At 70.3% G+C, this 12,276-nt stretch carries 11 protein-coding genes; 5 read left to right on the top strand and 6 right to left on the bottom strand.

All coding sequences use genetic code 11. The annotated features are described in order from the left end of the window. The coding region (locus AC0HS0_RS03485; RefSeq protein WP_472961669.1) for a polyprenyl synthetase family protein at nucleotides 1-676 on the bottom strand (676 nt) is incomplete at its 3' end. A 73-nt stretch (nucleotides 677-749) separates the two neighbouring features. Between AC0HS0_RS03485 and AC0HS0_RS03480 the strand changes: the two genes are divergently transcribed. Beyond that, the gene (locus AC0HS0_RS03480) at nucleotides 750-1,307 is read left to right on the top strand and encodes a MarR family winged helix-turn-helix transcriptional regulator (protein WP_472961667.1); all 558 of its coding nucleotides are present in this window, start codon (nucleotides 750-752) and stop codon (nucleotides 1,305-1,307) included. On the opposite strand, the gene AC0HS0_RS03475 is transcribed toward AC0HS0_RS03480, so the two are convergent. After that, nucleotides 1,288-2,811 carry an SDR family oxidoreductase gene (locus AC0HS0_RS03475; RefSeq protein WP_472961666.1) on the bottom strand — a complete coding sequence of 508 codons (1,524 nt, stop codon included), beginning with the start codon at nucleotides 2,809-2,811 and terminating at the stop codon, nucleotides 1,288-1,290. The genes AC0HS0_RS03480 and AC0HS0_RS03475 overlap by 20 nt on opposite strands. A 61-nt stretch (nucleotides 2,812-2,872) precedes the next feature. Between AC0HS0_RS03475 and AC0HS0_RS03470 the strand changes: the two genes are divergently transcribed. Next, nucleotides 2,873-3,214, top strand: coding sequence for a DUF7882 family protein (locus tag AC0HS0_RS03470; protein ID WP_472961665.1), 342 nt, complete (start codon nucleotides 2,873-2,875; stop codon nucleotides 3,212-3,214). Nucleotides 3,215-3,297: 83 nt separating this feature from the next. Beyond that, nucleotides 3,298-3,477 (top strand): hypothetical protein, encoded by a 180-nt coding sequence (locus AC0HS0_RS03465; RefSeq protein WP_472961664.1) that lies wholly within the window; start codon nucleotides 3,298-3,300, stop codon nucleotides 3,475-3,477. A 45-nt stretch (nucleotides 3,478-3,522) separates the two neighbouring features. Here the strand turns inward: AC0HS0_RS03465 and AC0HS0_RS03460 are convergent, their stop codons facing one another. Further along, nucleotides 3,523-4,434: a sigma-70 family RNA polymerase sigma factor gene (locus AC0HS0_RS03460; protein WP_472961663.1), complete on the bottom strand. Its 912-nt coding sequence runs from the start codon at nucleotides 4,432-4,434 to the stop codon at nucleotides 3,523-3,525. Nucleotides 4,435-4,688: 254 nt separating this feature from the next. On the opposite strand from AC0HS0_RS03460, the gene AC0HS0_RS03455 reads away from it, so the two are divergent. Continuing rightward, entirely contained in the window at nucleotides 4,689-6,119 is a 1,431-nt protein-coding gene (locus AC0HS0_RS03455; RefSeq protein WP_472962118.1) for an MFS transporter, read from the top strand. Here the strand turns inward: AC0HS0_RS03455 and AC0HS0_RS03450 are convergent. Then, nucleotides 6,105-7,073, bottom strand: coding sequence for a DNA topoisomerase IB (locus AC0HS0_RS03450; RefSeq protein WP_472961662.1), 969 nt, complete (start codon nucleotides 7,071-7,073; stop codon nucleotides 6,105-6,107). The genes AC0HS0_RS03455 and AC0HS0_RS03450 overlap by 15 nt on opposite strands. Further along, nucleotides 7,070-7,945: a non-homologous end joining protein Ku gene (gene ku, locus AC0HS0_RS03445; RefSeq protein WP_472961661.1), complete on the bottom strand. Its 876-nt coding sequence runs from the start codon at nucleotides 7,943-7,945 to the stop codon at nucleotides 7,070-7,072. The genes AC0HS0_RS03450 and ku overlap by 4 nt, the downstream gene beginning before the upstream one ends. Before the next feature lie 88 nt (nucleotides 7,946-8,033). Between ku and AC0HS0_RS03440 the strand changes: the two genes are divergently transcribed. Then, entirely contained in the window at nucleotides 8,034-10,499 is a 2,466-nt protein-coding gene (locus AC0HS0_RS03440; protein WP_472961660.1) for an ATP-dependent DNA ligase, read from the top strand. 10 nt (nucleotides 10,500-10,509) lie between these two features. Here the strand turns inward: AC0HS0_RS03440 and AC0HS0_RS03435 are convergent, their stop codons facing one another. Continuing rightward, on the bottom strand, nucleotides 10,510-12,072 hold the full coding sequence (locus AC0HS0_RS03435) for a phosphatase PAP2 family protein (RefSeq protein ID WP_472961658.1): 1,563 nt from the start codon (nucleotides 12,070-12,072) through the stop codon (nucleotides 10,510-10,512). Nucleotides 12,073-12,276 lie beyond the last annotated feature (204 nt).

Here is a 12,276-nt window from a genome sequence, read left to right as displayed (position 1 = left end):
GTGGCGCGGCGACGGTGTAGACGGCGGTCTTCGCTTCGGTCATGGCGAGGACGTCGTCGATCCCGCCGTCGGACAGCCCGGTCGCGAGGCCGACGTCGGTCAGTTCGCCGGCCGCCGTCACGAAGACGGCGCGATCGAGGAGGTCGAGGATGAGCGACCGCGCGGGCTCCGGCGCCGTCAGGCGTGCGGCGCGCTGGGTGGCGGCGTGGAGCAGCAGGTCGCCGGCGAGGATGGCCGCCGACTGGCCCCACAGGAGCGCGCGGGGTGCGTCGGCTCCGCGGAAGAGTGCGTCCGCACTGAACTCGCCCGCGACGTTCGGCCGGCCCCGACGCACGGTGTCGCCGTCGATCACGTCGTCGTGGAGGAGGAACGCGGTATGGAGGAGTTCGAACGCCAGCGCTGTCTGCACGGCATCGGAACGCGAGCCCGCGCCGTTCAGCCCGTGATAGGCGGTCAAGACCAGCCGCGGCCGGAGGCGCTTGCCACCGCGTGCGGACTCGGTGACGCTCTGCCAGAGCTTGCGGTACGCGCCGCCGTGTTCGGCGGCCTCGGCCTCCCGTCTGGCGAGGAGAGCCGAGAACTCGTGCTCGACGATGAGCAGGTCCGCCTCGATCGCCTGGGCGATCGTCTCCGTCGGGCTGCTGACGTCCGCGATGTCCGGATGGAGCTGGGTCATGCGACCCTCCCTTACCTAGCCAGGTTAGTAAATAACCTAGCACGCTTCTTACGCGTGGCAATAGGATGTGGGCATGAGTTCGAAGGACGAGGCGCGCCGTATCTCCGGGGCACTGATCGACCCCCGCGTCATCGACCCGCGACAGGAGCTCGTGCGCCACGACGACCTCACCGACGACGAACTCCAGCAGATCATCGGCGTGCTCGACGCCGTGCGCCACTGGCGGGAGGCCGAGCAGCGGCTCAACCTCGAATCGCGCACGGCCCTCCAGCTCAACGAGACCGACATGAAGGCGCTGCGATACATCATCGCCTCGATGAACGCGAACGTCGCGGTGACGGCGGGCGCTCTGAGCGAGCACCTCCATGTCTCCACGGCCTCCGTCACGAAGCTGCTCGACCGGCTGGAGCGGGCGGGGCACATCGTCCGGCTCCCCCACCCGACCGACCGCCGCGCCGTCACCGTGGAGATCACACCGGAGACCCACCGGCAGGTGCGCCGCACCATGGGCATGCAGCACGCGCGCCGGTTCGAGGTCGCCCGCGCCCTCAGCCCGGCCGAACGGGAGGTCGTCACGCGCTTCCTCGACGACCTCAGCGCGACCACGCTGATCAGCGCTCCTCCGGAGTGACGGCGGCTTCTGCGCTGGTGGCGGTGTCGGCCGATCGGGCTGTCGCGGACTGCTCCGCCTCCACGACGATCCGGTTGGCCATCCCCTCGAAGATGACGCCGTGGAACGGCAGGACCGCCAGCCAGTAGAGCCGCCCGGGAAGCCCGTGCGGGAAGAACACGGCCCGCTGCCAGTAGCGGCTGCCCTCGCCCGACGGGAGGACGCCCAGCTCGAGCCAGGCGCGCCCCGGCACCCGCATCTCGGCCCGGAGCCGCACCGCCGTCCCTCGCTCGAGGTGCTCGACACGCCACCAGTCGAGGGCGTCCCCGGTCTGAAGCCGGTCGGCATGCCGACGCCCGCGGCGCAGGCCGACGCCGCCCACCAGCTTGTCCGCCCAGCCCCGGAGGGCCCAAGCGAGCGGGAACGAGTACCAGCCGCGGTCTCCCCCGATCCCCTCGATCACACGCCACACGTCGTCGGGCGCTGCGCGGCTCGTCCGCTCGCGGACGTCCGTGTACACCGTGTGACCCGACCAGTCCGGATCGCTCGGCAGGGGGTCGCTGGGGGCGCCGGAGACCGACGCGTCCTTCCAGCTCGTCTCGATCGCGCCGTCCCGCATCTTCGCGAGAGCGAGCCGGACGGCCGTGCGGTACCCGGTGAGGCCGCCCTCCGGAGGCGGGACGAGCGCGTCGATGTCGCTCTCGTGCCGCACGCAGTCGTATTGCAGGGACTCGATGATGGGCACGGCGAGCGCCCGCGGGATCGGCGTGACGAGATTGACCCACTGCGACGCCAGCCACGGGGTGAACACCGGCAGTGAGGCGATCGGCCGCTGCGGCAGGCCGGCCTCCACCGCGTAGCCGTTCATCATCTGCCCGTAGCGCAGGATGTCGGGGCCGCCGACATCGAACGCGCGGGAGACCTCCGGCGACAGGTCGAGCGCCGCCATCAGGTAGTGCAGCACGTCGCGCACCGCGATCGGCTGGATGCGGTTGCGCACCCAGCGCGGTGCCGGCATGTACGGCAGCACATCGGTGAGCTGGCGGATCATCTCGAACGACGCCGATCCCGAGCCGATGACCACACCGGCCTGGAGCACGATGGTCGGGACTCCGGAGTCGAGCAGGATGCGGCCGACCTCGACCCGCGAGCGCAGGTGCCGGGAGAGCGCGCCATCGGGGTGGAGCGCGCCGAGGTAGACGATCCGGCGCACGCCCGCCGCGGCGGAGGCGTCGGCGACCGTCTGCGCCGCGCGCGCCTCCTCCTCGTCGAAGGCGCCCGTCGCGCGCATCGAGTGCACCAGGTAGTAGACGGCGTCGATACCGCGGACGGCCTCCGCGACCGAGGACGGGTCGCCGAGATCGCCCTGGACGACCTCCACGTCGCCGCGCCACGGCACGTCGGTGAGCTTGAGCGGCGAGCGCACCAGGACGCGCACCCGATACCCGCGCTCCAGGAGGCGCGGCACCAGCCGGCCGCCGATGTATCCGGTGGCCCCCGTCACGAGCACGCGCATCGCCGTCATCGCCCGAACATACCCCTCCCTCCGATCACAGCATTCGCCGACCGTCGGGTACGGTTCTCGCATGGGCAAGCTTGTTTACGGCGGGACGACCGAGATCGGTTTCGAGGATCGCGTCCTCGCGCACCTCCAGATCGTGGTCGGACTCAAGCTGCGCCGCAAGGAAGGGTTCTTCTTCTCGTGGCGCGACGAGCAGGGCGTCGGCGACGGCCGCAGTGCGATCTGGATCGACCCGGCCATCCCGCTGCTGTTCCGCTACAGCGGTGGGCGACCGCCGAAGATCAACAAGGCATGGCTGGAGGCGCTCACGCTGTCGTCCAACAGCGCGCAGGGCCTGCAGCTGACCGAGGAGATCGGCGCTCTCGGCGCGGATGAGGTCAACGCCGACACTCCCCCGGGCCGCTGACTCGCTGGGAAATGCGCGCCATCACTTGATCGGCGCATCGGTGACGCTTACCCTGTGCTCATCATCGAGCAGAGGAGGCCGTCATGGCTCCAGAAGCAGAGGACCCGGCCGTCGCCCCTGCCGCTCCCCCGGAGGCGCCCGCCGTTGACGCGGCTCCGGCCGACGCCGTGGCGGGCGACGAGACAGCCGCCGCCGGAGACCAGCCGGGTGACATCCCGTTCGATCAGGCGGTCGCCGAACACGAGAACCCCGAGCTCTCCTGAGCCCGGGGTTCCCCGTTGTGTGCGGCGGCGTGCGCCGTCACCCGATCAGCGCAGGTACTCCAGCAGTTCCGGGCAGCGCAGGCGCTTGAGGCTGCGCGTCTCCAGCTGGCGCACGCGCTCGCGCGTGATGCCGTAGACCTCACCGACCTCGTCGAGCGTCATCGGCTTCTGGCCGTCGAGACCGAAGCGCATGCGCACGACCTTCGCATCGCGCGGCGGCAGATCGCGCAGGCGCTCCTCCAGGTCGCGGTGACGGAACTCGACCTCGACCGACTCGGACGGGCCGGGAGCGTCGCCGTCCTCGATCAGGTCGCCGAGCTCCGCGCCCTCGTTCTCGCCGACCGGCACGGCGAGCGACACGGTCTCCGAGTCGCTCATCTGCAGCTTGTGCACCTCGGCCGGGGTCAGGTTGGCGGCGTCCGCCATCTCCTCGAGCGTGGGCGTGCGGCCGAGCTCGCCGCCGAGGTCGCGGCGGATGCGGTCGAGCTTGTCGATCTTCTCCACGGTGTGCACGGGGATGCGGATGAGACGAGCCGTGTCGGCGATGCCGCGGAGGATGGACTGGCGGATCCACCAGGTGGCGTAGGTGGAGAACTTGTTGCCGGTGCGGTAGTCGAACTTCTCGACCGCGCGGACGAGTCCGAGGTTGCCCTCCTGAATCAGGTCCATGACGGCGAGGCCGCGGCCCGCGTAGCGCTTGGCGATGCTGACGACGAGGCGGAGGTTCGCTTCGATAAAGCGCTCGAACGCACGCTTGCCGTCGTCGGCCAGGTACTGCAGCTCCCTCTTCTCGCGCGGGGTCAGCCCCGGGCGGGTGGCAAGGCGGTCGCCGGCGAGCACGCCGACCTCGATCCGCTTGGCCAGGGCGACCTCTTCGTCCGCGGTCAGCAGACGGGTCCTCCCGATCGAATTGAGGTAGTCGCGTACTGGATCATTGGTCACTTCGAGCGTCGTCATCGTGTCATCCCATCCATCGTGCACAGAGGTGTTTCTGCCTCGATTCGTGTCCAAGGTTAGGCAGGTTGCCTAAGACCCCAACAAGGGGTTGACAGGCGTGGCGCCGCTACGCTAGGCGTGTCGCTTGCGGCGACGCAAATGCCCGGATGTCAAGGGGATGGGCGGCGAGGCGGCCTCCTCGTACCGTTACCCGAGTGAGCGTCCATTCATCTGATTCCCAGCCAGAAGCCGGACTGAAGACCATCCGGACCACCATTCCGGCCCGGCTCGACCGGTTGCCGTGGTCGCGTTTCCACTGGCTGGTGGTCGTCGGCCTGGGCACCGTGTGGATCCTCGACGGGCTCGAGGTGACCATCGTCGGCGCGATCGCCAGCCGGCTGACCGAGCCGGACTCGGGCCTCGGTCTGACGACCAGCCAGGTCGGTCTCGCCGCAGCGATCTACGTCGCCGGCGCCTGCACCGGATCGCTGGTGTTCGGTTATCTCACCGACCGGTTCGGCCGCAAGAAGCTCTTCATCGTCACGCTCGGGCTCTACCTGCTCGCCACGGTTCTGACGGCGTTCTCGGTCACGCCGTGGATGTTCTTCCTGTTCCGATTCTTCACCGGCGCCGGCATCGGCGGCGAGTACGCCGCGATCAACTCCGCCATCGACGAGCTCATCCCCGCGCGCCGTCGCGGCGTCGTCGACCTCGCCATCAACGGGTCCTACTGGCTCGGCACCGCTTTCGGCGCCGTGCTCACGGTCTTCCTGCTCAACACCGCGATCTTCCCCGCCGACATCGGCTGGCGCATCGCCTTCGGGCTCGGCGCAGTGCTCGGGCTCGTCATCCTCCTGGTGCGGAAGAACGTGCCGGAGTCGCCGCGCTGGATGTTCATCCACGGTCGCGACGAGGCGGCCGAGAAGGAGGTCGCCGAGATCGAGCACGACATCGAGGAGCAGCAGGGGTCTGCTCTCGAGGCGGTGCCGGACGACAAAGCGCTCGAGATCCATCAGCGCAAGTCCACCGGGTTCGGCGAGATCATCCGGGTCGGCGTGACGGTGTATCCGAAGCGCTCGATCCTCGGGCTCTCACTCTTCATCGGCCAGGCGTTCCTCTACAACGCCGTGTTCTTCACGTTCTCGCTCGTGCTCACCAAGCTGCTGCACGTGCCGACCGACGTCGCACCGTGGGCGCTGGTGCCCATCGCGATCGGCAACTTCCTCGGCCCGTTCCTCCTCGGCCGGCTGTTCGACTCCGTCGGCCGCCGGTTCATGATCACCCTGTCGTACATCGGTTCGGGCGTGCTGCTGGTCGGCACCGGCATCCTGTTCGACACCGGCGTCCTCGACGCGGTCTGGCTGACGGTGTGCTGGATGGTCGTCTTCTTCTTCGCCTCGGCCGGCGCCAGCGCCGCGTATCTCACGGTGAGCGAGATCTTCCCGATGGAGACGCGCGCAATGGCGATCGCGTTCTTCTACGCCATCGGCACCGCAGCAGGCGGGATCGTCGGCCCGATCCTCTTCGGCAACCTGATCGGCGGAGGCATCCACGCCGTGGTGCTCGGCTACTACCTCGGCGCCGCGCTGATGATCGCGGGGGGCCTGGTCGAGCTGTTCCTCGGTGTGGACGCCGAGAACAAGTCGCTGGAGGACATCGCGGCGCCGCTGTCGGCGGGGACGCCGGCCCAGTCAGCTCGCAAGTAGCTCCAGCAACGCCGGCTCCGGCGCGCGGCCTGCGGAGGTGTCGATCACCTCGCCGTTGCGGTAGCGGTCGAAGATCCGCGGATCGATGTAGCTGTTCCGCGCGATCGTCGGAGTGTTGCCCAGCGCCTCCGCCGCTTCGTTCACCGCCGCGGACACCCGCTTCTTGCGCTGGGCGTCGGAGCCGCCCACGCCCAGCTCAGCGAGCGCCTCGGCCGCGACGATCGTGCCGTGGAGGGTGCGGAAGTCCTTCGCGGTGAACTCACCGCGCGTCTGGCGCCGGATGTACTCGTTGAGCGACGCCGGCCGGATGGTGTGCCAAGTACCGTCCTTCCAGGACAGCAGCCGGGAGCGCTGCCCGCGCAGTGCCTGGATCTCGGCGAGCAGCTCGGCGAGGTCGGGGTCGGTGATCGTGCTCGTCCACTTCTGAGCCGACTTCGCCGGGAACGTGAGGGTGATCTCGTCGCCGTCGATGCGCGCGTGCCGGCAGAGCAGCGTCGTGAGTCCGCGACTCCCGTTGGCGTGCAGGTACTCCTCGCTCCCGATGCGGACGCTGCCGAGGTCGATGATGCGGAAGGCGGCGGCGAGGATGCGGTCGCGGCCGAAGCCCTCCTCGCGCAGATCCATCGTCACCTTGCGGCGCGCCGACGGCAGCGTCTCGGCCAGCTGGGCGGCCCGCTCGAACTTGAGGCGGTCCTGATGCAGCCGCCACGAGTCGTGGTAGCGGTACTGCCGGCGCCCCGCGGCATCGGTGCCGACGGCCTGGATGTGCCCGCGCGCGTCCGGCGAGATCCAGACGTCCGTCCAGGCGGGCGGAATCACCAGCGACCGGATGCGCTCGAGCTCGCGTTCGTCGACGATGCGGTTTCCGGCCTCGTCTTCGTACACAGGACCCTTGGCCGAGTCCCGCCGGGCATACCCCGGCCCCGACGGGTCGCTTCGCCTCAGCCGTGTCACGCGGGCTTCTTGGCCTTCTTCGCCGGGGCCTTCTTGGCGGCGTCCTTCTTCTCGGTCGTCTTCTTCTCGGAGGCCTTACCGCCTCCCCTGCTGCGCTCGACACTGCGCTGCAGCGCCTCCATCAGGTCGATGACCTCGCCGCCGCCCTTGGCCTTCTCCTCCTCTTCGCCGAAGGTGGCCGCGGTGTCGATGGTCTCGCCCTGCTCCAGCTTGGCGTCGATGAGCTTGCGGAGCTCCTCCTGGTACTCGTCGGTGAACTTCTCCGGCTCGAAGTCGCCGGCGAAGCTCTCCATGAGCGCCGCGGACAGCGTGAGCTCGCGTTCGGTGATGCGCGGCGTGGTGTCGAGCGCCGGGAAGTCGGCCTCCCGGATCTCGTCGTGCCAGAGCATGGTCTGCAGCACGAGCACGTTGCCACGCACCCGCAGGGCGCCGAGGCGCGTCTTCTGGCGGAGGGCGAAGTTGACGATCGCCGTGCGGTCCTCGTCCTCCAGGGTCTTGCGCAGCAGCGCGTAGGCCTTCAGAGACTTGGAATCGGGCTCCAGGTAGTAGCTGCGGTCGAACCAGAGCGGATCGAGCTGGTCGTTGGGCACGAACTCGACGACGTCGATCTCCCTGCTGCGCTCGGCGGGCAGGGACTCCAGGTCCTCCGAGGTCAGGATGACGGTCCGCTCGCCGTCGTCGTACGCCTTGGCGATGTGCTCGTACGGGATGGTCTTGCCGTCGATCTCGCAGACGCGCTTGTAGCGGATGCGCCCGCCGTCGGCGTCGTGCACCTGGTGCAGCGACACGTCGTGATCCTCTGTCGCGCTGTAGACCTTCACGGGCACGTTGACCAGCCCGAAGGTGATAGCGCCCGTCCAAATCGCCCTCATGCGTCCATCGTGTCCGTGGAAACGCGGAAACTCAATGGTCGATCCCTGTGACTGCCGCGGGACGGCGCGGCAGGCGTACGGTGTTCGCATGGCTGCGGAGGACACCGAGACGGTCTCGATCGACGGCCACCGGCTGCGCCTGACCAACCTCGACAAGGTGATGTACCCGGAGACGGGGACCACCAAGGCCGACGTGATCGGCTACTACAGCGCGATCGCCGACGTGATGATCCCGCACACCCGCGACCGCATCGCCACCCGCAAACGCTGGGTGCACGGCGTGGGGACGCCCGAGAAGCCAGGCGAAGTCTTCTTCCAGAAGAACCTGGATCCGGCCTCCATCCCGGGCTGGGTGAAGACGCGAACGATCACGCACAAGACCAGCGCGAACACCTATCCGCTGGCCAACGATCGCGCGACGCTGGTCTGGCTCGCGCAGCTCGCATCGCTGGAACTGCACGTGCCCCAGTGGCGCGTGGGCCGCGGGGATCAGCGCAAGAACCCCGACCGGCTCGTGCTCGACCTCGACCCGGGCGAGGGCGCGACGCTGCACGACTGCGCGGAGGTCGCGCGGCTCGCGCGCACCATCCTCGCCGACATGGGGCTCGATCCCCTGCCGGTGACGAGCGGGTCGAAAGGCATCCATCTGTACGCTCCGCTGGACGGCTCGCAGACCAGCGACCAGGTCTCGGCGGTCGCGCACGAGCTGGCGCGGGCCTTGGAGGCCGATCATCCCGACCTCGTGGTGAGCGACATGAAGAAGACGCTTCGGGCGGGCAAGGTGCTGGTCGACTGGAGCCAGAACAACGGGGCCAAGACGACGATCGCACCGTATTCGCTGCGCGGGCGGTTCCGGCCCACGGTCGCGGCGCCGCGCACGTGGCGCGAGCTGGCCTCCAAGGATCTGCGGCACCTCGAGTACACGGAGGTGCTCGACCGGGTGAAGAAGCGCGGGGACCCGCTCGCCGACCTCTCCGCAGGCCGGGCCGCCGCCGAGCAGACCGACCGCCTCACCACCTACCGCTCCAAACGCGACGCCGACAAGACGCCGGAGCCGGTGCCGTCGGTGAGCCCCGACGCGGCGGACGGCCGCTCGTTCGTCATCCAGGAGCATCACGCCCGGCGACTGCACTGGGACTTCCGGCTGCAGCACGACGGGGTCCTGGTCAGCTGGGCGCTGCCCAAGGGGCCGCCGACCGACCCGAAGCAGAACCACCTGGCGGTGCACGTGGAGGACCACCCGCTGGAGTACGGCACCTTCGCCGGCGACATCCCGCACGGCGAGTACGGGGCGGGCCACGTGGACATCTGGGATCACGGCGAGTACGAGCTCGAGAAGTGGCGCGACGACGAGGTGATCGCCACCCTCCACGGGCAGAAGGACGGCGGCCTGGGCGGCGTGCCGCGCACGTTCGCGCTCATCGCGACCGCACAGGGCGGCGATGAGAAGAACTGGCTCATCCACCTGATGAAGGAGGCGGATCAGCGCGCGGGGGCGGAGAAGCAGACTGCGGCCAAGAAGACTCCGCCGAAGAAGACTCCGCCGAAGAAGACTCCGCCGAAGAAGCCCTCTGCTCGCTCGATCGACAGCCCACCCGTCTCCCCCATGCTCGCGACCCTGGGCTCGCGGAAGGACATCCACGACGAGGCCGAGTGGGCGTTCGAGATGAAGTGGGACGGCATCCGGGCGATCGCCGTCGTGCAGGGCGGCGCCCTCCGGCTGACGACCCGCAACGGCAACGACGTCACCCGCACCTACCCCGACCTCGCGGGTCTCGTCGAACTGGCAGACGGGCACGACCTCGTCGTCGACGGCGAGATCGTGACGCTCACCCGGCAGGGCCGGCCGGACTTCGGCCTGCTGCAGACCCGCATGGGCCTGACCCGGCCCGCCGAGGTCGAGGCGGCGGCCAAGCGCGCCCCCGCGCACTACTTCGTGTTCGACATCCTCGAGCTCGACGGCACGGACCTGCGGCGCGAGACCTACGACGACCGCCGCGTCGCTCTGGAGGCGGCCCTCACGCCCCGCAAGGACGACCCGGTGCAGGTGCCCCCCGCGTTCGCCGGCGACGTGGACCACGCGATCGCCTCCTCGAAGGAGCTCGGTCTCGAAGGCGTGATGGCCAAGCAGCGCGACGGCACCTATGCGACAGGCCGGCGCTCCCGCACCTGGATCAAGATCAAGCACCACCTCAACCAGGAGGTCGTGATCGGCGGCTGGACGCCTGGCAACGGCCGGCGGGCCAACGGGATCGGCGCGCTGCTGCTCGGCATCCCCGACGGCGGCGAGCTGCGCTACGTGGGCAAGGTGGGCACGGGGTTCACCGACGCGATGCTCGACGACCTCGCGAAGAAGCTGTCGGCGCACGAGCGCAAGACCTCGCCGCTCACCGGCGTGCCCTCGCTGGACGCCCGCGGCGCGCACTGGGTGCGGCCCGAGTACGTCGGGGAGGTCGAGTTCGCCGAGTGGACGAGCACCGACCGCCTCCGCCAGCCGTCGTGGCGGGGCCTGCGGCCGGACAAGTCCGTCGACGAGGTCGTGCGGGAGTCGTGAGCCCGCCGCGTCAGCGCACCCGCGGCGAGTAGACCTCCAGCGCCGCGGGGAGGATCCGGAGCTCCAGCCCCTCGCCCGGCGTTCGCACAGAGGCCTCGCCATCGTGCGCGTAGCCGGGGTCGACGTGGCGAGCGCGCACCGTCAGCTCGTCGCCGGTGAACGCATCGATCACCGGAGGCCCCTGCAGGAACGGCAGCCGGGCGACGAACGCGTCGGTGCGGCCGCCGAAGGCGAGCGCGACCGCGCCGCGGGTCTTCGGCTTCGGACCCGCCGAGAGGATGCGGACGTCGAGGAGGCCGTCGTCCAGCCTCCTGCGCTCGATCGGCGCCACCGCCACCGGGTAGTAGCGGTCGATGCCGACGAACACCGACCAGATGGACCGGGGGCTGCCGTCGATCTCCACCTCGATGGGGCTGGTGGAGCGCACGACGCGGATGGCGGCGATGAGCGCCGCGACCGGCTTGCCCCAGCGGCCCTCGTACTTCTCGCGCTCGGCGACGAACGCCGGGTAGAGGCCGACGGAGGCCGTGTTGAGCACCGTCCGGGTCACCGCGTCTCCGCCGCCGGCCGGGAAGCGGAGTTCGGCGACGTCCACCCGGCGGCCCACGCCCGCCTCGAAGGCGTCGAGCGCCGTCTCGATCGACTCCAGCGCCGCCGCCTTCGCGAAGTGGTTGAAGGTGCCGCCCGGCAGCACCAGCAGCGGCAGACCGGCGAGCCTGGCTTCATGCGCCATCGTCGACACGGTGCCGTCGCCGCCCGAGACACCGAGCACGCGCGGAGGCTCCGCCGAGTCGAGCTGTTCCTGCACGAGCGCGGCGATGTCGTCGCCCTCCTGCAGCTCGTGCACGCGTGCGTCCGGGAACCGCTCCGCGAGCAGCGGTCGCGGATCCGGCCTCCGGAGCCCCGCCCCCGAACCCGGGTTGACGACGACGAACGCGCCCGCGCCGCGCGGGAGCACCGGCAGCTCGATGGTCTCGGCGGTCGGCGCGGCTGCGGCCGAGCGTCGCGCGGAGCGCAGCAGGCGCGTGGCGGCCTTCAGCAGCAGCGCGGCTCCCGCGCCGATCGCGGCACCGCCCGCGACGTCCGAGAGCCAGTGCGCGCCGGTGTGGAGCCGCGAGTAGCCGACCGCCGCCGCGAGCGGAGTCAAGGCCGCGCCGGCCGCCGGCGACTCCAGCGCGACGCCGGCGGCGAACGCCACGGCGCTCGCGGTGTGGCCGGACGGGAACGAGGGCGAGGTGGGCGACCGGTCGAGCCGACGGGAGACCGGAATGGAGGTCAGCGCCGGCCGGTCGCCTCCGACGAGGGTCTTGCCGACGACGTTGGCCACCAGGCTGGCGAGCCCGAGGGATGCGACGCCGCGCAGGGCCGCCTTCGGCTTGCCGAGCGCCACCAGCGCGGCCGCGATCGCGAACCACAGCTTGCCGTGATCGGCCGCCCCGCTGAGGAGCCGCCAGAAGCCGTCGACGCGCGCGCCCGTGCGACGGTGGTTGATCCGGCGCGCGACCGCTTCGTCGGCACGGACCACCGCGCCGGGAAGTGCGAACAGGGACCGGCGGCGACGGGACGCAGACATGACCTCACCGTACCCGCCTCGGTGTGCGGCGCCCGCTCCCCTCGGGCGGTAGGATCGTCGTCGTGAGCACGCACACGATCGCCGAACCCCACCACACCGCTTCCGACGACGTCGTCGTGGTCGACGAGCACGGCGGTCTGGTCCGCAGCCTGAGCGCGACGCTCCCGCCGATGCTGGGCAACGCGATCGCGACCCTCGTCGTAC

It is taken from the genome of Leifsonia sp. PARNA 1/14, assembly GCF_055720965.1.
The sequence above is the reverse complement of the archived record's forward strand: the minus strand, read 5'-3'. Positions and strand labels throughout refer to the sequence as shown.